At 56.6% G+C, this 21,295-nt stretch carries 18 protein-coding genes, 1 pseudogene and 1 other annotated feature; of the genes and pseudogenes, 12 read left to right on the plus strand and 7 right to left on the minus strand.

The window, feature by feature from the left end:
* The first annotated feature begins 91 nt into the window (after positions 1 to 91).
* Positions 92 to 736 carry a multidrug efflux transporter transcriptional repressor AcrR gene (gene acrR / locus ACK5JN_RS21860; RefSeq protein WP_416872065.1) on the plus strand — a complete coding sequence of 215 codons (645 nt, stop codon included), beginning with the start codon at positions 92 to 94 and terminating at the stop codon, positions 734 to 736.
* Between the two features lie 126 nt (positions 737 to 862).
* Positions 863 to 4,213 carry a mechanosensitive channel MscK gene (mscK, locus tag ACK5JN_RS21865; protein ID WP_416872066.1) on the plus strand — a complete coding sequence of 1,117 codons (3,351 nt, stop codon included), beginning with the start codon at positions 863 to 865 and terminating at the stop codon, positions 4,211 to 4,213.
* Positions 4,214 to 4,244: 31 nt separating this feature from the next.
* Here the strand turns inward: mscK and ACK5JN_RS21870 are convergent, their stop codons facing one another.
* The 3 genes from ACK5JN_RS21870 to priC all read right to left on the minus strand — a co-directional run bounded on the left by ACK5JN_RS21870 (position 4,245) and on the right by priC (position 5,959).
* Positions 4,245 to 5,180, minus strand: a complete 936-nt coding sequence (locus ACK5JN_RS21870; protein WP_416872067.1) for an Rpn family recombination-promoting nuclease/putative transposase — start codon at positions 5,178 to 5,180, stop codon at positions 4,245 to 4,247.
* A gap of 82 nt (positions 5,181 to 5,262) precedes the next feature.
* Entirely contained in the window at positions 5,263 to 5,421 is a 159-nt protein-coding gene (gene rsmS / locus ACK5JN_RS21875) for a pleiotropic regulatory protein RsmS (RefSeq protein ID WP_416872068.1), read from the minus strand.
* A 10-nt stretch (positions 5,422 to 5,431) separates the two neighbouring features.
* On the minus strand, positions 5,432 to 5,959 hold the full coding sequence (gene priC / locus ACK5JN_RS21880; protein ID WP_416872069.1) for a primosomal replication protein N'': 528 nt from the start codon (positions 5,957 to 5,959) through the stop codon (positions 5,432 to 5,434).
* 67 nt (positions 5,960 to 6,026) lie between these two features.
* Between priC and ACK5JN_RS21885 the strand changes: the two genes are divergently transcribed.
* From ACK5JN_RS21885 to adk, 7 genes are all read left to right on the plus strand, one after another.
* Positions 6,027 to 6,401, plus strand: coding sequence for a DUF454 family protein (locus tag ACK5JN_RS21885; protein ID WP_416872070.1), 375 nt, complete (start codon positions 6,027 to 6,029; stop codon positions 6,399 to 6,401).
* A gap of 152 nt (positions 6,402 to 6,553) precedes the next feature.
* Positions 6,554 to 7,105 carry an adenine phosphoribosyltransferase gene (apt, locus tag ACK5JN_RS21890; protein WP_416872071.1) on the plus strand — a complete coding sequence of 184 codons (552 nt, stop codon included), beginning with the start codon at positions 6,554 to 6,556 and terminating at the stop codon, positions 7,103 to 7,105.
* A gap of 86 nt (positions 7,106 to 7,191) precedes the next feature.
* Complete coding sequence (gene dnaX, locus ACK5JN_RS21895; RefSeq protein ID WP_416872090.1) at positions 7,192 to 9,132, plus strand: DNA polymerase III subunit gamma/tau; 1,941 nt, start codon at positions 7,192 to 7,194, stop codon at positions 9,130 to 9,132.
* Positions 8,462 to 8,526, plus strand: a sequence feature (DnaX frameshifting element). (Overlaps the previous gene by 65 nt.)
* 57 nt (positions 9,133 to 9,189) lie before the next feature.
* Positions 9,190 to 9,519: a YbaB/EbfC family nucleoid-associated protein gene (locus tag ACK5JN_RS21900; protein WP_064548013.1), complete on the plus strand. Its 330-nt coding sequence runs from the start codon at positions 9,190 to 9,192 to the stop codon at positions 9,517 to 9,519.
* On the plus strand, positions 9,519 to 10,124 hold the full coding sequence (gene recR / locus ACK5JN_RS21905) for a recombination mediator RecR (RefSeq protein ID WP_416872072.1): 606 nt from the start codon (positions 9,519 to 9,521) through the stop codon (positions 10,122 to 10,124). The genes ACK5JN_RS21900 and recR overlap by 1 nt, the downstream gene beginning before the upstream one ends.
* Positions 10,125 to 10,232: 108 nt before the next feature.
* Positions 10,233 to 12,107 (plus strand): molecular chaperone HtpG, encoded by a 1,875-nt coding sequence (gene htpG / locus ACK5JN_RS21910; RefSeq protein ID WP_416872073.1) that lies wholly within the window; start codon positions 10,233 to 10,235, stop codon positions 12,105 to 12,107.
* A gap of 226 nt (positions 12,108 to 12,333) precedes the next feature.
* Positions 12,334 to 12,978, plus strand: a complete 645-nt coding sequence (gene adk / locus ACK5JN_RS21915; RefSeq protein ID WP_106930550.1) for an adenylate kinase — start codon at positions 12,334 to 12,336, stop codon at positions 12,976 to 12,978.
* Between the two features lie 22 nt (positions 12,979 to 13,000).
* On the opposite strand, the pseudogene ACK5JN_RS21920 reads toward adk, so the two are convergent.
* Positions 13,001 to 13,075: pseudogene (locus tag ACK5JN_RS21920) on the minus strand (hypothetical protein); the annotation flags it as partial.
* 86 nt (positions 13,076 to 13,161) lie between these two features.
* Between ACK5JN_RS21920 and hemH the strand changes: the two are divergent.
* Positions 13,162 to 14,124, plus strand: a complete 963-nt coding sequence (hemH, locus tag ACK5JN_RS21925; protein WP_416872074.1) for a ferrochelatase — start codon at positions 13,162 to 13,164, stop codon at positions 14,122 to 14,124.
* Between the two features lie 63 nt (positions 14,125 to 14,187).
* Positions 14,188 to 15,492, plus strand: a complete 1,305-nt coding sequence (locus ACK5JN_RS21930) for an inosine/guanosine kinase (RefSeq protein WP_416872075.1) — start codon at positions 14,188 to 14,190, stop codon at positions 15,490 to 15,492.
* Positions 15,493 to 15,597: 105 nt separating this feature from the next.
* On the opposite strand, the gene ybaL is transcribed toward ACK5JN_RS21930, so the two are convergent.
* Together ybaL and ACK5JN_RS21940 are read right to left on the minus strand one after the other, a co-directional pair.
* A complete protein-coding gene (gene ybaL, locus ACK5JN_RS21935) occupies positions 15,598 to 17,274 on the minus strand; it encodes a YbaL family putative K(+) efflux transporter (RefSeq protein WP_416872076.1) in 1,677 nt (558 codons plus the stop codon).
* Between the two features lie 256 nt (positions 17,275 to 17,530).
* Complete coding sequence (locus ACK5JN_RS21940; RefSeq protein WP_416872077.1) at positions 17,531 to 18,751, minus strand: MFS transporter; 1,221 nt, start codon at positions 18,749 to 18,751, stop codon at positions 17,531 to 17,533.
* A 173-nt stretch (positions 18,752 to 18,924) separates the two neighbouring features.
* Here ACK5JN_RS21940 and ushA point away from each other — a divergent pair, with 173 nt between their 5' ends.
* On the plus strand, positions 18,925 to 20,577 hold the full coding sequence (ushA, locus tag ACK5JN_RS21945) for a bifunctional UDP-sugar hydrolase/5'-nucleotidase UshA (RefSeq protein WP_416872078.1): 1,653 nt from the start codon (positions 18,925 to 18,927) through the stop codon (positions 20,575 to 20,577).
* 66 nt (positions 20,578 to 20,643) lie between these two features.
* Here ushA and ybaK read toward each other — a convergent pair whose 3' ends face one another.
* Positions 20,644 to 21,123, minus strand: coding sequence for a Cys-tRNA(Pro)/Cys-tRNA(Cys) deacylase YbaK (ybaK, locus tag ACK5JN_RS21950; protein ID WP_416872079.1), 480 nt, complete (start codon positions 21,121 to 21,123; stop codon positions 20,644 to 20,646).
* Positions 21,124 to 21,295: the final 172 nt, after the last annotated feature.

Here is a 21,295-nt window from a genome sequence, read left to right on the forward strand (position 1 = left end):
CAAACCCATTGCTGCGTTTGTATTATCGTCATGCTATGGTACATACATTCATAAATGTATGTAAATCTAACCCCTGCAATTTCACTGACCTATGGCACGAAAAACCAAAGAACAAGCGCAAGCTACGCGTCAGCACATACTGGATGTTGCCCTACGGTTGTTCTCACAGCAGGGGGTATCATCTACTTCACTCGCCGAGATTGCAAAAGCGGCCGGGGTGACGCGCGGGGCAATCTACTGGCATTTTAAGGATAAGTCGGATCTCTTTAACGAAATCTGGGCGTTATCAGAGTCCAGCATCAGCGATCTTGAGATTGAGTATCGGGCAAAATTCCCGGGCGATCCACTCTCAGTTTTAAGGGAAATCCTGGTTTACATTCTGGAAGCCACCGTCATTGAAGAACGCCGACGCCTGATGATGGAAATCATTTTTCACAAATGTGAGTTTGTCGGCGAAATGGCCGTAGTGCAACAGGCACAGCGTAATTTATGTTTAGAAAGTTACGACCGGATTGAACAGACGTTAAATGACTGTGTCACCGCCAACGTATTACCGGCCAATCTGTTAAGCCGTCGGGCGGCCATTCTCACCCGCAGCTATATTTCCGGGCTGATGGAAAACTGGCTGTTTGCCCCGGCGTCCTTCGACCTCCGCGCTGAGGCGCGGGCTTACGTTGCTATTCTGCTCGAGATGTATCAATTTTGCCCGACGCTGCGCGGTGAAACCCCGGAATAAGCCTGCTTAAATTACCAGGAATAATCCTGGATTCTCTGGCTTTTCGCCTGTAACCAGAAGTGCTATTCTGCGCGGGCGTTTATCCCCGGTTTTTCACCGGCTTTAGCAACCACTCATGTTAAAATTATGCTGCATAATATCCGCCCTCGGGGCACGATTTCCGCATTCTTCATTATTGCTGTCTGCTTTCTTTTCACGATAGCGACGGCGCAGGCGCGCGCGCTCAACGGCAATGATATTCCGGACCGCGCCGATATTCAGGATCAGCTTAGTTCACTCAATAATAAAAAAGACCTGACGCCGCAGGAAAAGCTGGTGCAGCAGGATTTAACGGAAACCCTGCAGCTGCTGGATAAAATCGACAACGTGAAGGCGGAAACCGCCGCACTGCAAAAGCAGGTCGATCAGGCGCCGCTGAAGCTGCGTCAGGCCACCGATAATCTCAACGCCCTGAGCGATGTCGATAATGACGATGAAACGCGTAAAACGCTGAGCACGCTGTCGCTGCGCCAGCTGGAAGCTCGTGTCTCGCAGGCCGTTGACGATCTGCAAAATGCGCAAAACGATCTGGCCACTTACAACAGCCAGCTCGTGTCGCTGCAAACCCAGCCGGAGCGCGTGCAGAATGCCATGAACTCGGCATCACAGCAGCTTCTGCAGGTGCGCAATAGCCTCAACGCGAACACCGTTGGCGATGGGCTACGCCCCACCCAGCAGACGATGCTACAGGTCCAAAAAACGCTGCTCGACGCGGAGATTGAGCTGCAGCGTAAAAGCCTCGCCAGCAATACCTCTTTGCAGGATACCCTGCAAAAACAGCGCGACTACGTGACCGCCTACAGCACCCGCCTCGAGCACCAGCTTCAGCTGCTGCAGGAAGCGGTGAACAGCAAGCGCCTGACGCTGACGGAAAAAACCGCCGCCGAAAACGCCTCGCCGGAAGAGACCGCCCGCATCCAGGGCAATCCGCTGGTGAAGCAGGAGCTGGAGATTAACCATCAGCTAAGCCAGAAGCTGATTACCGCCACCGAAAGCGGCAATCAATTGGTGCAGCAGAATATCAGGGTCAAAACCTGGCTCGACCGCGCGCTGCAATCCGAGCGCAACGTTAAAGAGCAGATCGCCGTCCTGAAGGGCAGCCTGCTGCTGTCGCGCATCCTTTATCAACAGCAGCAGACGCTGCCGTCGGCGGACGAGCTGGAGGATATGACCACCCGCATTGCCGACCTGCGCCTCGAGCAGTTCGAGATTAACCAGCAGCGCGATGCCCTGTTCCAGAGCGATGAATTTGTCGCCAAACTGGAAGAAGGGCACAGCAGTGAGGTGGACAGTGAAGTCCACGATGCGCTGCTGCAAATTGTCGACGCGCGCCGTGAAATGCTCGATCTGATTAATAAACAGCTGGGCACCCAGCTGATGATGGCCATCAACCTGCAAATCAACCAGCAGCAGCTGATGAGCGTATCAAAAAGCCTGAAATCGATTCTTACTCAGCAAATCTTCTGGGTAAACAGCAACCGACCGATGGACTGGGACTGGATAAAATCGTTCCCGGGGGCGCTGAAAGATCAGTTTAAGTCGATGAAAATCACCGTGAACTGGGAGAAAGCGTGGCCGGCGGTGTTTGTCGCTTTCCTTGCTGGCCTACCGCTGCTGCTGATTGCCGGGCTGATTCGCTGGCGGCTGCAGTGGCTGCGTAACTACCAGGATAAACTGGGCGATCAGGTGGGCAATCTGCGTAACGACAGCCAGCTGCACACGCCGAAGGCTATCCTGATCGATCTCATCCGGGCGCTGCCGGTGGTACTGCTGATTCTGGCGGTGGGGCTGATTTTGCTCACCATGCAGCTCAACATCAGCCCGCTGCTGTGGGCGTTCAGTAAAAAGCTGGCGATTTTCTGGCTGGTGTTTGGTCTGTGCTGGAAAGTGCTGGAGAAAAACGGTGTCGCCGTCCGCCACTTCAATATGCCGGAGCAACTGACCAGCCACTGGCGTCGGCAGATTGTGCGCATCAGCCTGGCGCTGCTGCCGCTGCACTTCTGGTCGGTGGTATCCGAGCTTTCACCGCTGAATCTGATGGATGACGTGCTGGGGCAGTTTGTGATTATGCTCAACCTGCTGGTGATTGCGACGCTGATGTGGCCGATGTGCCGCGAAAGCTGGCGCGATAAGGAATCACACCGCCTGCGGCTGATCACCATGACCGTGCTGGCGCTGGTGCCGGTCGGCCTGATGGTGCTGACCGCCACCGGTTATTTCTATACCACGCTGCGCCTGTCCGGCCGCTGGATTGAAACCGTCTATCTGGTTATCTTCTGGAACCTGCTTTATCAGACCGTTCTGCGCGGGCTGAGCGTCGCGGCCCGCCGTATCGCCTACCGCCGTGCGGTCGCCCGTCGGCAGAATATGGTGAAAGAGGGGGCTGAAGGCGCCGAGCCGCAGGAAGAACCGGCCATTGCGCTGGAACAGATTAACCAGCAGACGCTGCGTATCACCATGCTGGTGATGGTGGCGCTGTTTGGCGTGATGTTCTGGGCCATCTGGTCGGACTTAATTACCGTCTTTAGCTATCTCGACAGCATCACCCTGTGGCACTACAACGGTACCGAAGCCGGGGCCAGCGTGGTGAAAAACGTCACCCTGGGCAGCATGCTGTTCGCCGTCATCGCTTCGATGGTGGCCTGGGCGCTGATCCGCAACTTGCCGGGGCTGCTGGAAGTGCTGGTGCTCTCGCGGCTGAACATGCGCCAGGGGGCCTCCTACGCCATCACCACCATTCTGAACTATGTGATTATCGCCGTCGGCGCGATGACCGTGTTCGGCTCGCTGGGCGTCTCGTGGGACAAACTGCAGTGGCTGGCCGCCGCGCTGTCGGTCGGCCTTGGTTTTGGTTTGCAGGAGATTTTCGGTAACTTTGTTTCCGGCCTGATTATTCTGTTCGAACGCCCGGTACGTATCGGCGATACGGTGACGATTGGCACCTACTCCGGCACGGTCAGCAAGATCCGCATCCGCGCGACCACCATCACCGACTTCGATCGTAAAGAGGTGATCATCCCGAACAAGGCGTTTGTCACCGAGCGTCTGATCAACTGGTCGCTCAGCGATACCATCACCCGCGTGGTGATCCGCCTCGGCGTTGCCTACGGATCGGATCTGGCCAAAGTGAAAGAGGTGCTGCTGAAAGCGGCGATGGAGCATCCGAAGGTGATGCACGATCCGGAACCGTCGGTGTTCTTTACCGCCTTTGGCGCCAGTACGCTGGATCACGAACTGCGTCTGTACGTGCGTGAACTGCGCGATCGCAGCTACACCGTCGATGAACTGAACCGCACTATCGATCGTCTGTGTCGCGAGAACGACATCAATATCGCCTTCAACCAGCTGGAAGTGCATCTGCATAATGAGAAGGGCGATGAGGTGACGGAAGTGAAGCGCGACGGTAAAAATGATGGCAAAGATATGATTGCCGATTAAGAGCAGAAAGGGCGACACGGGTCGCCCTGTTTTATTCTGCGGCGGTAGCCAGATCGTCGGCGCTTAAACCGGTTAGCTGGGTAATCAGCGTGATTGATAACCCGGCGTTCAACATATTGTGGGCAATTTTATACGCCTCCTCCCGACGACCCATGGCTTCGCCTTGTTCAATCCCTTGTTCAATTCCTTGCACGATCCCTTGCTTACGTCCTTTTCCGGCAAGCCATTCCGCAATCGTCATCAGCTGTTCCTCGTGCTGTGGCGAATATTCTCCCAGTGTCGACATGAGCTTTTCCTTGTGCTGTGAGTGGCCTGACTGCAGCATATAACTAATCAGCGCCTTTAACTGTGGTGCGGTTAACCAATTTTCAACCAGTAGCGCCCCCAGTTGCTCCTGTAAGGTCGCCAGATCGCGCTGGCGAATATGTTTTAACAGCAATTCCAGCATCGCCATTCTGCGGTGGGTCATAATTTCGCTATCCGGTACCACGGTAATATCAATCAGCGGGAAATCCTGCGTGTACAAGCGGGTCGCTATCTCGGGGTCGGCAAACAGCGCCAGCCAGTTCAGATGAAACGGCCAGGGGCTGGTGCTGCCGTGATAAAAGAGCATAGGGATGACCAGCGGTAAGGTATCGTGACCCGCGTCGAGATGCTGCTGCATGGCGGCGATGGCATAGCGCATCAGGCGAAAGGGCATCAGTTTATCCGTTGTACTCTGGTGTTCGATCAGCACATAGATATAGCCGGGGCCGTCGCAGGTCTGTAGCGAGTAGAGAATATCGGAATGGCTGGCACGCAGGCTCTCTTCCACGAAGCTGCTGGAAGTCAGCCGTAGCGTCGCCAGATTACAGCGCGATAAAAGCGCCTGAGGAAGATGCACCTGTAAAAAATCGAGCGCTATCGCTTTGTGACGTAAGAGCTGTTTAAAAATGGCGTCGTGCGGCGTTGTTGAAAAGATATCCATGATGTTCCGTCATCGTATTGCCCATCGATGGCGAGAAATCTGCCACAGACGATGACGGAGCCGCAGCTACCCGATCGCCGTTTTACGAGGCGTCTTCCGCGTTTTTTAACTTGTTGATGTAATCATTGCGCACCATCTCCAGCGCGCTTAGCACAATTTCCGGGGCGATTTGGTTGCTCTCCAGCAGCGCAATCAGATCGACCGCCAGCTTGACGTCATCGGGGGCGTTTTCCAGCGACATAGTTTCTCCTTTAGCGCGTGATGCGCGCCAGTACGCGTTCTATTTCTTCCAGCGCCTGACGACAGCGGGCAAGGCGGCCATCGAAGGCGGTAATTTCGCGCGCCAGACGCTGCTGATCGTCAAGCGTCGTCGCCTGCTGATACTGCTGCTGGCGCTGCTGCTTCATCTCCAGCAGGCGGCGCTCAAACTCCTGGGTTTCCAGCCGCTTACGCTGCCAGCGACGCAGGCCGGGCGAAGCGCTGTCCCACACGCGCAGCGACCAGGCTTCGCTTTCCCGATTGATTGCTTCAATTTGTGCCGCCAGACGCTCGGCAAGCCAGGCGACCTGCGGCAGCTGTTGCCGCTCGACGGCATGCTTTAGCTCCTGAAAATGGGCGTTCGCCTCATCAAGGTAGGCCTGCATTTGCGTGCTGCGCGTCTGGAACAGCTGGCGATCGAAGCGGGCGCTCAGCGTGGCGTGCGCGGAAAGCGGCGCGATACGCGCCTGTAGACGCGCAAGCTGTTGTTCCAGCGTTTGTAAAAGCAGGGCCGTTTTCACCGGATTCTTCCTTTTCTTGTTATCGGCTATGCTACAGTAGCAGACTCATTTGATAACGATTCGCATTATGCAGCGTACTATTTTAATCATTATTGGCTGGCTGGCGGTAGCCCTCGGCACCATTGGCGTGGTACTACCGCTGTTACCCACCACGCCGTTTATTCTGCTGGCCGCCTGGTGCTTTGCCCGCTCGTCACCGCGTTTTCACCACTGGCTGCTGTATCGCTCCTGGTTTGGTGGCTATCTGCGCCACTGGCAGCGTTATAAGGCGATGCCGCCGGGAGCAAAGCCGCGCGCCATCGCGGTGATTTTGCTGACCTTTGGCGTGTCGCTGTGGCTGGTGAATAGCCTGTGGGTGCGTTTGCTGCTGTTGGTCATCCTTTGTGGATTGTTGATTTTTCTGTGGCGAATTCCGGTGGTTGATGCAGCGCAACAAAAGTAGTGAACCGCATTAATGGTGTTGCAATTCTGCGAACTTGCCAGTAAATTCTGGCGTTTTCGAGCACAGGCGCGCCTGGTTAAAAGTTAAACAGTTGTAACTTTTAACCCATTTTGCTCGCCTTGAGTAACACAGTTTCAATCAGGCACAAACCTATGACCGCTACTGCACAGCAGCTTGAATTTCTGAAGAACAGCATCCAGAGCATCCAGGATTATCCGAAACCTGGCATTCTTTTCCGCGATGTCACCAGTTTACTGGAAGACCCGAAAGCCTACGCGCTCAGCATTGAACTGCTGGTTGAGAAGTACAAAGACGCCGGTATCACCAAAGTGGTGGGCACCGAAGCACGTGGTTTCCTGTTTGGCGCGCCGGTCGCGCTGGCGATGGGCGTAGGTTTTGTCCCGGTGCGTAAGCCGCGCAAACTGCCGCGTGAAACGATCGCCGAAAGCTACGAGCTGGAGTACGGCACCGATCAGCTGGAAATCCACGTTGACGCGATCAAACCGGGCGACAAAGTGCTGGTAGTCGACGATCTGCTGGCAACCGGCGGGACCATTGAAGCGACGGTGAAACTGATCCGTCGTCTGGGTGGCGAAGTGCACGATGCGGCCTTCATCATCAACCTGTTCGATCTGGGCGGCGAACAGCGCCTGGAAAAACAGGGCATCACCAGCTACAGCCTGGTGAATTTCCCGGGGCACTAAGCATTTCCCGATACATAGCCTCGCCGATCCGGCGGGGCTGTGGTAGCATTATCCCTTCGTGAATCCACCTTCCAGCGTTTCAGAGCCTGCCAAAGAGTTATCAGGTCTTATCCCGAAAATGGCGCCCACAAACCTTTGCTGACGTCGTCGGCCAGGAACATGTGCTGACCGCACTGGCGAACGGCTTATCGTTAGGGCGCATTCATCACGCATATCTCTTTTCCGGCACCCGTGGCGTCGGGAAAACCTCTATCGCCCGCTTGTTGGCGAAGGGGCTGAACTGCGAAACCGGCATTACCGCCACGCCTTGCGGCGTGTGTGATAACTGCCGCGAAATTGAGCAGGGGCGTTTCGTCGATTTAATTGAGATCGACGCCGCCTCGCGAACCAAAGTCGAAGATACCCGCGACCTGCTGGATAACGTCCAGTACGCGCCTGCGCGCGGTCGCTTTAAGGTCTATCTGATCGACGAAGTGCACATGCTCTCCCGCCACAGTTTCAACGCCCTGTTGAAGACGCTGGAGGAGCCGCCTGCGCACGTCAAATTCCTGCTGGCCACCACCGATCCGCAAAAATTGCCGGTGACCATTCTGTCGCGCTGCCTCCAGTTCCACCTGAAGGCGCTGGACGTTGAGCAGATTCGCCATCAGCTTGAGCATATCCTCGACGAAGAGCATATCGTTCACGAGCCTCGCGCCCTGCAGCTGCTGGCGCGCGCGGCGGACGGTAGCCTGCGCGATGCGTTAAGCCTCACCGATCAGGCGATTGCCAGCGGCGAAGGCCAGCTAACTACCGTCTCCGTCAGCGAGATGCTCGGCACGCTCGACGACGATCAGGCGCTGTCGCTGATTGAAGCGCTGGTGGCCGCCAACGGCGAGCGGACGATGGAGCTGGTTAACGATGCCGCGCTGCGCGGCGTCGACTGGGAAGCGCTGCTGATTGAAATGCAGAGCCTGCTGCACCGTATTGCCATGGTTCAGCTGTCGCCTGCGGCGCTGGGCAGCGATATGGCGGCGATTGAACAGCGGATGCGTAATCTGGCGCGTACCGTGCCGCCGACTGACGTGCAGCTGTACTATCAAACGCTGCTGATCGGCCGCAAAGAGCTGCCGTACGCGCCGGATCGCCGCATGGGCATTGAAATGACCCTGCTGCGCGCATTGGCATTTCATCCGAATGCGCCGCTGCCGGAGCCGGAAAGGCCGCAGCAGACGTTTGCGCCGGCCTATGCGCCGGTGACGCAACAGCCAGCGCCAATGCCTTCATCGGCACCGATGACGCCGCCGCCTGCAGCCGCGCCGCTGCCAGACTCCACCAATCAGGTGCTGGCCGCGCGACGTCAGCTGCAGCAAAGCAGTCAGGGAGCAACCACCCCAAAAAAGAGTGAACCGGCAGCCGCTTCCCGCGCGCGGCCGGTGAATAACGCTGCGCTGGAAAGACTGGCTTCGGTGTCCGAACGCGTTCAGGCGCGCCCGGCACCGTCCGCGTTGACCCCACCGGCGGCGAAAAAAGAGGCCTATCGCTGGAAAGCGACCACGCCGGTTGTAGAAGTCAAAAAAGAAGAAGTCGCCACGCCGAAAGCGTTGAAGAAAGCGCTGGAGCACGAAAAAACGCCGGAACTGTCGGCGAAGCTGGCGGCGGAATCATTAGCGCGTGACCCCTGGGCGGCGGAGGTGAGCCAGATGGCGCTGCCGAAACTGGTCGAGCAGGTGGCGCTCAACGCGTGGAAAGAGCAGGACGGCAATACGGTGTGCCTGCATCTGCGCCCCACCCAGCGGCACCTTAATTCACCCGGCGCGAAGCAAAAGCTGGCCGAAGCGATGGCCACTTTATACGGTTCGCCGGTTGAATTGACCATCGTGGAAGATGATAATCCGGCGGTGCGTACGCCGCTGGAGTGGCGACAGGCCATTTATGAAGAGAAGCTCGCGCAGGCGCGCGAGTCGATTATCGCGGATAATAATATCCAGGCCCTGCGCCGATTCTTCGACGCGGACCTGGATGAAGAAAGTATCCGCCCCATTTGACCGTAAGCCGCGCTTACGGTCGGTATTTTTTAACGTGACCTACTGAGAGAGAAGCCTATGTTTGGTAAAGGCGGTCTGGGTAACCTGATGAAACAGGCCCAGCAGATGCAAGACAAAATGCAGAAAATGCAGGAAGAAATCGCCCAACTGGAAGTTACCGGCGAATCTGGCGCTGGTCTGGTCAAAGTGACCATCAACGGCGCGCATAACTGCCGTCGCGTTGAAATCGACCCAAGCCTGCTGGAAGACGACAAAGAGATGCTGGAAGATCTCGTCGCTGCGGCGTTCAACGATGCGGCGCGCCGTATTGATGAAACCCAGAAAGAGAAAATGGCCTCTGTATCCTCCGGTATGCAGCTGCCGCCAGGCTTCAAGATGCCGTTCTGATGCAAACCAGTCCGCTGTTAACTCAGCTGATGGAAGCGCTGCGCTGTCTGCCGGGCGTTGGCCCGAAGTCGGCGCAGCGCATGGCGTTTACCCTGCTGCAGCGTGACCGCAGCGGCGGGATGCGCCTGGCGCAGTCGTTGACGCGCGCGATGTCAGAAATCGGCCACTGCGCCGATTGCCGCACCTTCACCGAGCAGGAGGTGTGTAACATCTGTGCGAACCCGCGTCGCCAGGAAAACGGCCAAATCTGCGTGGTGGAGAGTCCGGCGGACATCTACGCCATTGAGCAGACCGGGCAGTTTTCTGGCCGCTACTTCGTGCTGATGGGGCATCTGTCGCCGCTGGACGGCATTGGCCCGGACGATATTGGCCTCGACCGCCTTGAGCAGCGTCTGGAAACGGAGCAGCTCACGGAGATTATCCTCGCCACCAACCCGACGGTGGAAGGGGAGGCGACCGCTAACTATATCGCCGAGCTATGCGCGCAATATGGCGTTGAAGCCAGCCGAATCGCCCACGGTGTGCCGGTTGGCGGCGAGCTGGAGATGGTCGACGGCACCACGCTGTCGCACTCGCTGGCCGGGCGCCATAAGATTCGTTTTTAATCAAACGAGAGCAGGATTTTCTGCTCTCGCTTGAAATCCTCACACCCCATCCCCATTTTCCTCTCATCGCTTTTTTTTACCTTGTAATCACCATTGAGGTATTTTGCAATGAAAGGACAAGAAACACGTGGCTTTCAGTCAGAAGTAAAACAGCTTCTGCACCTGATGATCCATTCTCTGTATTCCAATAAAGAAATCTTCCTGCGTGAGCTTATCTCTAACGCTTCAGATGCCGCCGACAAGCTGCGCTTCCGCGCGCTGTCCAACCCGGATCTGTATGAGGGCGACGGCGAGCTGCGCGTACGCGTCTCCTTCGATAAAGATAAGCGTACGTTGACCATCGCCGACAACGGCATTGGTATGAATCGCGACGAGGTGATTGATCATCTCGGGACGATCGCCAAATCTGGCACCAAAGCATTCCTCGAATCTATGGGCTCTGACCAGGCGAAAGACAGCCAGCTGATCGGCCAGTTCGGCGTCGGCTTCTACTCGGCGTTTATCGTGGCGGATAAAGTCACCGTGCGCACCCGTGCGGCGGGCGATAGCGCAGAAAACGGCGTGTTCTGGGAATCCGAAGGCGCGGGCGAATACACCGTGGCGGATATCACCAAAGACGATCGCGGTACCGAAATCACCCTGCACCTGCGCGAAGGCGAAGATGAGTTCCTCGACGACTGGCGCGTGCGTTCGATCATCAGCAAATATTCCGACCATATCGCGCTGCCGGTAGAAATTGAAAAATCCGAAGAGAAAGACGGCGAAACCGTGGTTTCCTGGGAGAAAATCAACAAAGCACAGGCGCTGTGGACGCGCAACAAAGCCGAGTTGAACGACGACGAATACAAAGAATTCTACAAGCACATCGCCCACGACTTTACCGACCCGCTGACCTGGAGCCACAACCGCGTGGAAGGTAAGCAGGAGTACACCAGCCTGCTGTACATCCCGTCGCAGGCGCCGTGGGATATGTGGAACCGCGATCATAAACACGGCCTGAAGCTGTACGTGCAGCGCGTCTTTATCATGGACGACGCCGAGCAGTTTATGCCGAACTACCTGCGCTTCGTGCGCGGGCTGATCGATTCCAACGATCTGCCGCTGAACGTCTCCCGTGAAATCCTGCAGGACAGCACCGTCACCCGTAACCTGCGTAACGCCCTGACCAAGCGCGTGCTGCAGATGCTCGACAAGCTGGCGAAAGACGACGCTGAGAAGTACCTGACCTTCTGGAAACAGTTCGGTCTGGTGCTGAAAGAAGGCCCGGCGGAAGATAATGGCAACCAGGAAGCGATCGCCAAACTGCTGCGCTTCGCCTCTACCCACACCGACTCTTCCGAGCAAAACGTGTCGCTGGCCGACTATGTGTCGCGCATGAAAGAAGGGCAGGAGAAAATCTACTACATCACCGCCGACAGCTACGCCGCGGCGAAGAGCAGCCCGCACCTGGAGCTGCTGCGTAAGAAAGGCATCGAAGTGCTGCTGCTTTCCGACCGCATCGATGAGTGGATGATGAACTACCTGACCGAGTTCGACGGCAAGCCGTTCCAGTCCGTCGCTAAAGCTGACGAGTCTATCGACAAGCTGGCGGATGAAGTGGACGAGAGCGCCAAAGAAGCGGAAAAAGCGCTGACCCCGTTCGTTGAGCGCGTGAAAACCCTACTCGGCGACCGCGTGAAAGAGGTGCGTCTGACCCACCGTCTGACCGACACCCCGGCTATCGTCACCACCGACGCCGACGAAATGAGTACCCAGATGGCGAAACTGTTCGCCGCTGCGGGCCAGGCCGCGCCGGAAGTGAAATACATCTTTGAACTGAACCCGGACCACGTGCTGGTGAAACGCACCGCCGATACCCAGGACGAAGGGCAGTTTAAAGAGTGGGTTGAACTGCTGCTTGACCAGGCGCTGTTTGCTGAACGCGGGACGCTGGAAGATCCGAACCAGTTTATCCGCCGTATGAACCAGCTGCTGGTGTCATAAGTTTTACCCCATTCTTCCCGGCGTCGCGTTGCTCGGCCGGGCTACCACTGAAACGTAGCCCGGCCGAACGAAGTGACGCCGGGTTGTCGTCATACAGCCCTCCATACGCAAAATATCACACCATTAACCGTTTCAGCCTGGTCACCTTCCTTGAGCCATCGCCGTTCTGGTGGTATCTTTTAGCGCTTTTTTAAAAATATTGACAACCTTTGAGGGGATTTTCGCAATGCGTATCATTCTGCTTGGCGCACCTGGCGCGGGTAAAGGAACTCAGGCACAGTTCATCATGGAGAAATATGGCATTCCGCAAATTTCCACCGGTGATATGCTGCGCGCCGCCGTTAAATCCGGCAGCGAGCTGGGTAAACAGGCGAAAGACATCATGGACGCCGGCAAACTGGTGACCGATGAGCTGGTCATCGCGCTGGTCAAAGAGCGTATCGCTCAGGAAGACTGCCGTAACGGTTTCCTGCTGGACGGCTTCCCGCGCACTATTCCTCAGGCTGACGCCATGAAAGAAGCGGGCATCAACGTGGACTACGTGCTGGAATTCGACGTGCCGGACGAGCTGATCGTTGACCGTATCGTCGGTCGTCGCGTACACGCCGCTTCTGGCCGCGTTTACCACATCAAATTCAACCCGCCTAAGGTTGAAGGTAAAGACGACGTCACCGGCGAAGAGCTGACCACCCGGAAAGACGATCAGGAAGAGACCGTGCGTAAGCGCCTGGTGGAATACCATCAGATGACCGCGCCGCTGATCGGCTACTACTCCAAAGAAGCGCAGGCGGGTAACACCCAATACGCGAAAGTTGACGGCACTCAGGCCGTGGCTGACGTGCGCGCAGAGCTGGAAAAAATTCTCGGCTAATGTTGTGCCGCCATCCGATGCAGGATGGCGGCGTAAACGCCTTATCCGGCCTACACTCTCCCGTAGGCCTGATAAGCGCAGCGCCATCAGGCAAAATTCTCTCTCCACCTCTCACAGCAATTAGTTTTTCTTCCCCGCTTTTCCGCTACAATTATCAACAATTTGAATCGATAAGAGGCGGTAATGCATCATAAGAAACCCGGTATCCTGCTGGTTAACCTCGGCACGCCCGATGCACCCACGTCCGAAGCCATTAAACGCTATCTGAAACAGTTTTTGAGCGATAAGCGCGTCGTTGATACGCCTCGCCTGCTGTGGTGGCCGTTACTGCGCGGCGTGATTCTGCCCATTCGCGCCCCGAGGGTGGCGAAGCTGTATGCCTCCGTCTGGATGGAAGAGGGCTCACCGCTGATGGTCTATAGCCGCCGTCAGCAGCAGGCACTGGCCGCGCGTCTGCCGGACGTGCCGGTAGTGCTGGGCATGAGCTACGGTACGCCGTCGCTGCAAAGCGCGGTGGACGAGCTGCTGGCGCAGGGCGTTGACCAGCTCATCGTACTGCCGCTCTATCCGCAATATTCCTGCTCGACCGTCGCTGCGGTCTGGGATGAACTGGCGCGGATCCTGGCAACCAAACGCGCTATTCCGAGCGTATCGTTTATCCGCGATTACGCCACCGACCATGGCTATATTGAGGCGCTGGCCGCCAGCGCGCGCGCCTCGTTCGAGCGCCACGGTGAGCCGGAGCTGCTGCTGCTCTCGTACCACGGTATCCCTCAGCGCTACGCGCACGAAGGCGATGATTATCCGCAGCGCTGCCGCGACACCACGCGCGAGCTGGTCTCCGCGCTCGGCATTTCGCCGGATAAGGTGATGATGACCTTCCAGTCGCGCTTTGGCCGTGAACCTTGGCTCACGCCGTACACCGACGAAACGCTGAAAATGCTCGGCGAGAAGGGTGTGAAGCATATTCAGGTGATGTGCCCGGGCTTCTCGGCCGACTGTCTGGAGACGCTGGAAGAGATTGCGGTGCAGAACCGCGAGCTGTTCCTGGAAGCGGGCGGGCAGAAATATGAGTACATTCCGGCGCTCAATGACGATGCCGCGCATATCGAAATGATGGTGAATCTGACCGCGTCGTATCGCTAATCGCAAGCGGGCGGGGGAGTGTGCTACTATTCCCCGCCTGTTCATAGCCATCCAGAAATCACCATGAAATTTCCCGGTAAACGCAAATCTAAACATTACTTCCCCGTCAACGCGCGCGATCCGCTGCTCCAGCAGATTCAACCTGAAAGTGAAACCAGCACCGCGTGGGTTGTTGGTATCGACCAGACGCTGGTGGATATTGAAGCCAGAGTCGACGATGCGTTTATTCAGCGCTACGGTTTGAGCGCCGGGCATTCGCTGGTGATTGAGGACGATGTCGCGGAAGCGCTGTACCAGGAGCTGGTGCACGAAAATCTGATTACCCATCAGTTTGCCGGTGGCACCATCGGCAACACCATGCACAACTATTCGGTGCTGGCGGACGACCGTTCGGTGCTGCTGGGCGTCATGTGCAGCAACATTGAAATTGGCGGCTATGCCTACCGTTACCTGTGTAATACCTCCAGCCGTACCGATCTTAACCATTTACAGGGCGTTGATGGGCCGATTGGCCGCTGCTTCACGCTGATTAGCGACAGCGGCGAGCGTACTTTTGCCATTAGCCCGGGTCATATGAATAAGCTGCGCCCGGAAAGCGTACCGGAATCGGTGATTGCCGGCGCCTCCGCGCTGGTTTTGACCTCCTACCTGGTGCGCTGTAAGCCTGGCGAGCCGATGCCGGACGCCACCATGCAGGCCATTGCCTACGCGAAAAAACACGACGTACCGGTGGTGCTGACGCTGGGGACGAAGTTTGTGATCGCCGATAGCCCGGAATGGTGGCAGAGCTTTATCAAAGATCACGTGTCGATTCTGGCGATGAATGAAGAAGAGGCGGAAGCGCTGACCGGCCTGAGCGACCCGTTACAGGCGGCGGATAAAGCGCTGAACTGGGTGGATCTGGTGCTGTGCACCGCCGGGCCGACCGGGCTGTATATGGCGGGCTTTACCGAGGATGAAGCGAAGCGTAAAACCCAGCATCCGCTGCTGCCGGGGGCGATCGCCGAGTTTAACCAGTACGAATTCAGCCGCGCGGTGCGCTACAAGGATTGCCAGCAGCCGCTGCGCATCTACTCGCATATCGCGCCGTTTATGGGCGGGCCAGAGAAGATTATGAACACCAACGGCGCGGGTGACGGCGCGCTGGCAGCGCTGCTGCACGATATCACCGCCAACGCCTACCATCGCAGCAATGTGCCGAACTCCAGCAAGCATCAGCATAGCTGGCTGACCTACTCGTCGCTGGCGCAGGTGTGTAAGTATGCTAACCGCGTAAGTTATCAGGTGCTGAACCAGCATTCGCCGCGTCTGACGCGCGGCCTGCCGGAGAAGGAAGATAGCCTCGAAGAGGCGTACTGGGAGCGTTAATTCGCGCGTTGTGGTCCCGGGGTCGCTTGCGCTCGCCCGGGCTACGGTCTTCAAATGTGCGTGATGTAGCCCGGCCGAGCGTCGCGACGCCGGGATCTCGCCGGATTAGCCGCTAACCGCCTCTTTCAACGGCGGATCGCTCAACAACCCGAGCATGGTTTTTGCTATCTCACGCTCACCCATCACCACTTCGTTAGCGCCGCGCTCGCTGATATACGCCACTTCATCGTCGTAATGCGCGCGAGCGATAATCTCCAGATGCGGACACTTCTCGCGGGCGCTGGCGACGATTTCCCCGGCTTCATAGCCGTTTGGAATGGTCAGCAGCAGCCAGCGGGCGCAGTCGAGGTGCGCCAGCGCCATAATTTCTTCGTTGGCGGCGTTGCCCAGCACGGCGCGAATACCGCGCTCGCGCAGTTCATCCACGCGGGTGCGCGAGGTTTCAATCACCACCAGCGGGATACCCTGGGCCATCAGCTTCTCGCCCAGCAGGCTGCCTACCCGGCCATAGCCGACCAGCAGCGCGTGGTTGCAGATATCCACCGGAATTTGTTTCTCATCTTCCAGCGCCTCTTCCAGCGTCTGCTCCTCAAGGGTTTCCGTTCTCTCGAGGTATTTCTCCAGCAGGGTGAACAGCACCGGGTTAAGCATAATCGACAGGATTGCGCCAGCCAGCACCAGGTTTTGCCCGGCCTGTGGCAGCAGATCCAGCGCCATGCCCAGACCGGCCAGGATGAAGGCGAATTCACCAATCTGCGCGAGGCTGGTGGCGATGGTCAGCGCGGTGCGCTGGGAGTGGCCGAACAGGCGCACCAGGCCGAACGCCGCCAGCGACTTACCAAAGATGATAATCGCCAGCGTTGCCAGCACCGCCAGCGGCTGCTCGATTAGAATCAGCGGATCAAACAGCATCCCAACGGAGACAAAGAACAGTACCGCAAACGCATCGCGCAGCGGCAGGGTATCGTGCGCCGCGCGGTGGCTAAGTTCGGACTCGTTCAGCACCATTCCGGCGAAGAACGCGCCGAGCGCAAAGGAGACGTCAAACAGCTCCACCGCGCCGAAGGCGATGCCGAGCGCCAGCGCCAGCACCGACAGGGTAAACAGTTCACGCGAGCCGGTAGCGGCGCTGCGGGAGAGGATCCACGGCACCAGGCGGCGGCCAACCAGCATCATGATGGCAATAAACGCCACCACTTTACCGATGGTGATCGCCATATCGATGGCCAGCGAGGCGAAACCGATATTCTCTTTTTCCATCATGCCGGCGACGGCGGGCAGCAGGACCAGCGTCAGGACCATCACCAGATCTTCAACGATCAGCCAGCCAATGGCGATTTGCCCACGTTGACTATCAATAAGCTGCCGTTCTTCCAGCGCGCGCAGCAGCACCACGGTACTGGCGGTAGACAGACACAGGCCAAAGACGATGCCGGTCATCATTGACCAGCCTAAGAAGGTGGAGAGCAGCATCCCAAGCAGCGTGGCGACGGCTATCTGCGCTATCGCGCCGGGAATGGCGATCGACTTTACCGCCATCAGATCTTTCAATGAGAAATGCAGGCCTACGCCGAACATCAGCAGAATAACGCCGAGTTCCGCCAGTTCTGGCGCCAGTTTGGTATCAGCAACAAATCCTGGAGTAAACGGTCCGGCCAGTACGCCCGCTAATAAATAACCTACCAGTGGTGAAATTCTTAACTTATTGGCAATCATGCCAAGGAAAAAAGCGAGCACAAGGCCACCAACAATGGTGGTAATTAGCGGTGTGGCGTGATGCATTCCGTCTCCTTTCGTCGTTATGCGTGGTCCCATTTTTGGCGCAGAGTGCCGCAACAGACTGAAAACCAAAAAACCTCGTAATAGTTTATGACAATTTCCACTATTTTGTTTGTGAATAATTCTTGAATTTAGCTAAAAAATTGAATTTTTAAGAGTAAATGGCACAAAAATGAAAATTAGATCTAAGAAGTCAGAGAGGATGCGAGGTTGCAGGGAGAAGAGCGGCAGCCAAAACAGAGGTTTGGCTGCCCGGAACTTAGTGTTTTTGGCGGTTATCAGGTAAGAATATGGTCAACATCCCGATAAGTGGCAGGAAAGCACATATTTTATAAACCAGCTCGATACTGGTGTGGTCGGCAACCAGCCCCAGGACCGCAGCACCAAGGCCACCCATGCCGAAGGCGAAGCCGAAGAATAACCCAGAAACCATACCGATACGGCCCGGTAATAGCTCCTGCGCGTACACCAGAATGGCGGAAAACGCCGAGGCGAGGATAAATCCAATAATCACCGTCAAAATACCCGTCCACCACAGGGTTGCATAGGGTAAAAGAAGGGTGAATGGCGCAACGCCGAGGATAGAGCCCCAAATTACGTATTTACGACCAATCTTATCCCCAACAGGCCCACCAATAACCGTACCTGCGGCGACGGCAAACAGGAAGGCAAACAAGTGAATCTGCGCGTTTTGTACCGATAATCCGAATTTTTGCATCAGATAAAAGGTGTAATAGCTGCTAATGCTCGCCATATAGAAGTATTTCGAGAAAATCAGCATCAGCAGGATACAAACCGCGAGAACCACTTTGTTCTTTGGCAGCGGATTGATAATCGTTGCTTTAGGTTTCCCCTTTGCCAGACGATGCTGCGCTGCGTACCAGCGGCTGACCTGCGCCAGCACCACGATGGCCAGCAGCGCTGCCAGCACGAACCAGGCGACGTTGCCTTTACCGTACGGCGCAATGATGACCGCCGCCAGCAACGGCCCCAGCGAGCTGCCGAAGTTACCGCCGACCTGGAAGATTGACTGCGCCAGCCCGTGGCGGCCGCCGGAGGCCATCCGCGCCACGCGGGAGGATTCCGGGTGGAACACCGAGGAGCCGGTCCCGACCAGCGCGGCGGCCAGCAGCACCGTACCGAAGCTGCCCGCCAGCGCCAGCAGCACCAGCCCGCTCAGGGTAAAGCACATGCCCACCGGCAGCGACCACGGCATCGAACGCTTATCGGTGATATAGCCGATGACCGGCTGGAAGAGCGATGACGTGAGCTGGAAGGTGAGGGTAATCATCCCAATCTGCACGAAGGTCAGAGAGAATTCGGACTGCAGCAGCGGATAAATCGCCAGGATCAGCGACTGAATCATATCGTTGAGCAGGTGGGAGAGACTGATTGCTCCCAGGATTCCGAATGAGGTTCGGCCCTTTTGCGAAGACGCAGATGGGCCAGGCCGCGTAGGGCTGGTTTCAGAGATTGCCATAGGTTCCACTTATATTTGGTAGTGCGATGTTGGGGATAAACGCTTTAATAATAATTATCAGACTAAGATACCTGTCTAAGACGTTTGAAGGAAGTCTCATTTCTGAAAACAAATTAGACTAATATTTCAGAGCGTTGTAATTTCGGCGGTGTTATTCACTCAGGGAGAGAAACATGCGATTCGTTAAACGGGGCGTGGCGTTGGCGATGCTGGCTGCACTGTCGTTAGTCAGCCTGCCTTCACAGGCCTATCAGCAAGATAAAACGTATAAAATCACCATTCTGCATACCAACGATCACCACGGGCACTTCTGGCGCAGTGAATACGGCGAGTACGGCCTGGCCGCGCAAAAAACGCTGGTCGACGGCATTCGTAAAGAGGTGGCGGCAGAGGGTGGCAGCGTGCTGCTGCTGTCCGGCGGCGATATTAATACCGGGGTGCCGGAGTCGGACCTGCAGGACGCCGAGCCGGACTTCCGCGGCATGAACCTGGTGGGCTATGACGCGATGGCCGTCGGCAACCACGAGTTCGATAACCCGCTGAGCGTTTTACGTCAGCAGGAAAAGTGGGCCAAATTCCCGTTCCTTTCCGCCAATATTTATCAGAAAAGCACCGGCGAACGCCTGTTTAAACCGTGGGCAATCTTTAAACGCCAGGATCTGAAAATTGCCGTAATTGGTTTAACCACCGATGACACCGCTAAAATTGGCAATCCGGAATACTTCACCGATATTGAATTCCGCAAACCGGCGGAAGAAGCGAAGCTGGTGATTCAGGAATTACAGCAGAAAGAGAAGCCTGACCTGATTCTGGCGGCGACCCATATGGGCCACTACGATAACGGCGAACACGGCTCTAATGCGCCGGGTGACGTGGAGATGGCGCGCAGCCTGCCGGCCGGCGCGCTGGCGATGATTGTGGGTGGTCACTCACAGGACCCGGTGTGCATGGCCTCGGAGAATAAAAAGCAGGTCGACTACGTGCCGGGCACCCCGTGCGCGCCGGACAAACAGAACGGTATCTGGATTGTGCAGGCCCACGAGTGGGGCAAGTACGTCGGCCGCGCCGACTTTGAATTCCGCAACGGTGAGCTGAAGATGGTGCACTATCAGCTGATCCCGGTGAACCTGAAGAAGAAGGTCACCTACGATAACGGGCAGAGTGAGCGCGTACTTTACACCCCACAAATCCCGGAAAACGCGCAAATGCTCTCGCTGCTGACGCCGTTCCAGAGCAAAGGCAAGGCGCAGCTCGAGGTTAAAGTGGGCAGCGTGAACGGGCATCTGGAAGGTGACCGCAGCAAAGTGCGCTTCGTGCAGACCAATATGGGCCACCTGATTCTGGCGGCGCAGATGGCGCGTACCGGCGCAGACTTTGGCGTGATGAGCGGCGGCGGCATTCGTGATTCCATCGAAGCGGGCAATATCACCTACAAGAGCGTGCTGAAGGTGCAGCCGTTCGGCAACGTGGTGGTGTATGCCGACATGAGCGGCAAAGAGGTGGTGGAATACCTGACCGCCGTGGCGCAGATGAAGCCGGATTCCGGTGCTTATCCGCAGTTTGCCAACGTCAGCTTTGTAGCGAAGAACGGCCAGCTTCAGGACCTGAAAATCAAAGGCGAACCGGTCGACCCGGCGAAAACCTACCGTCTGGCGACGCTCAGCTTTAACGCCACCGGCGGTGACGGCTATCCGAAGATCGACGGTAAACCGGGCTATGTGAATACCGGGTTTATCGATGCCGAGGTGCTGAAACAGTATATCGAGCAGAATTCGCCGCTGGATGTGAATGCTTACGAACCGAAAGGGGAAGTGAGCTGGCAGTAAGCTCGGGCGTTGTCCAATACCCTCTCCCTTTGGGGAGAGGGTTTAGGTGAGGGGAGAACCGTCTGTTTAATCCCGTCGCGCAATATCCGCAAACGTCGCACCAAGAATTTTGGCCAAATCGCTGGCCGCCAGCTCGATATCCAGCCCGCGCTTGCCGCCGGAGACATAAATCGAAGAAAATTCCTGCGACGGCGCATCAATCACCGTCGGCAGCCGTTTTTTCTGCCCCAGCGGGCTAATACCGCCAACCAGATAGCCGGTGACGCGCTGGGCCACCATCGGATCGGCCATATCGACTTTTTTCGCCCCTAGCGCCTTTGCCACCTTTTTCAGATCCAGCTGCCCGGCGACTGGCGTAACCGCCACCGCCAGCTGTTTCATATCGCCATTGATGGCGACCAGCAGCGTTTTGTAAACCTGATCGGCATTGAGTCCTAATTTACGCACCACCTCATCACCAAAGTTAGTTTCATTCGGATCGTGATCGTAGGTATGAATGCTAAACGGGATCTTGTTCTTTTCGAGTAACTTAACTGCGGGAGTCATAGCGTTCCTTCTTACTACAAACAGGGTATGCCGCCAGCATACGCCCTGAAACGGACTAAAAAATAGTATAATCTTGCGCAATAGGTATTGGCAGTTGCAGCAACTTTGAGCGACAATCGGAAGATCCGGAGTGAATACTCCGGGATAATAATAATGATGAAATTCCTCTTTG

The sequence above is a fragment of the Kluyvera sp. genome, assembly GCF_047971185.1.
In the GTDB taxonomy this organism is placed as follows: Bacteria; Pseudomonadota; Gammaproteobacteria; order Enterobacterales; family Enterobacteriaceae; genus Kluyvera.

Bases quoted from the DNA above. Each gene is read 5' to 3' on its own strand.
- acrR (WP_416872065.1), top strand. From the start codon at position 92: ATGGCACGAAAAACCAAAGAACAAGCGCAAGCTACGCGTCAGCACATA.
- mscK (WP_416872066.1), top strand. From the start codon at position 863: ATGCTGCATAATATCCGCCCTCGGGGCACGATTTCCGCATTCTTCATT.
- ACK5JN_RS21870 (WP_416872067.1), bottom strand. From the start codon at position 5,180: ATGGATATCTTTTCAACAACGCCGCACGACGCCATTTTTAAACAGCTC.
- rsmS (WP_416872068.1), bottom strand. From the start codon at position 5,421: ATGTCGCTGGAAAACGCCCCCGATGACGTCAAGCTGGCGGTCGATCTG.
- ACK5JN_RS21885 (WP_416872070.1), top strand. From the start codon at position 6,027: ATGCAGCGTACTATTTTAATCATTATTGGCTGGCTGGCGGTAGCCCTC.
- apt (WP_416872071.1), top strand. From the start codon at position 6,554: ATGACCGCTACTGCACAGCAGCTTGAATTTCTGAAGAACAGCATCCAG.
- ACK5JN_RS21900 (WP_064548013.1), top strand. From the start codon at position 9,190: ATGTTTGGTAAAGGCGGTCTGGGTAACCTGATGAAACAGGCCCAGCAG.
- recR (WP_416872072.1), top strand. From the start codon at position 9,519: ATGCAAACCAGTCCGCTGTTAACTCAGCTGATGGAAGCGCTGCGCTGT.
- htpG (WP_416872073.1), top strand. From the start codon at position 10,233: ATGAAAGGACAAGAAACACGTGGCTTTCAGTCAGAAGTAAAACAGCTT.
- adk (WP_106930550.1), top strand. From the start codon at position 12,334: ATGCGTATCATTCTGCTTGGCGCACCTGGCGCGGGTAAAGGAACTCAG.
- hemH (WP_416872074.1), top strand. From the start codon at position 13,162: ATGCATCATAAGAAACCCGGTATCCTGCTGGTTAACCTCGGCACGCCC.
- ACK5JN_RS21930 (WP_416872075.1), top strand. From the start codon at position 14,188: ATGAAATTTCCCGGTAAACGCAAATCTAAACATTACTTCCCCGTCAAC.
- ybaL (WP_416872076.1), bottom strand. From the start codon at position 17,274: ATGCATCACGCCACACCGCTAATTACCACCATTGTTGGTGGCCTTGTG.
- ACK5JN_RS21940 (WP_416872077.1), bottom strand. From the start codon at position 18,751: ATGGCAATCTCTGAAACCAGCCCTACGCGGCCTGGCCCATCTGCGTCT.
- ushA (WP_416872078.1), top strand. From the start codon at position 18,925: ATGCGATTCGTTAAACGGGGCGTGGCGTTGGCGATGCTGGCTGCACTG.
- ybaK (WP_416872079.1), bottom strand. From the start codon at position 21,123: ATGACTCCCGCAGTTAAGTTACTCGAAAAGAACAAGATCCCGTTTAGC.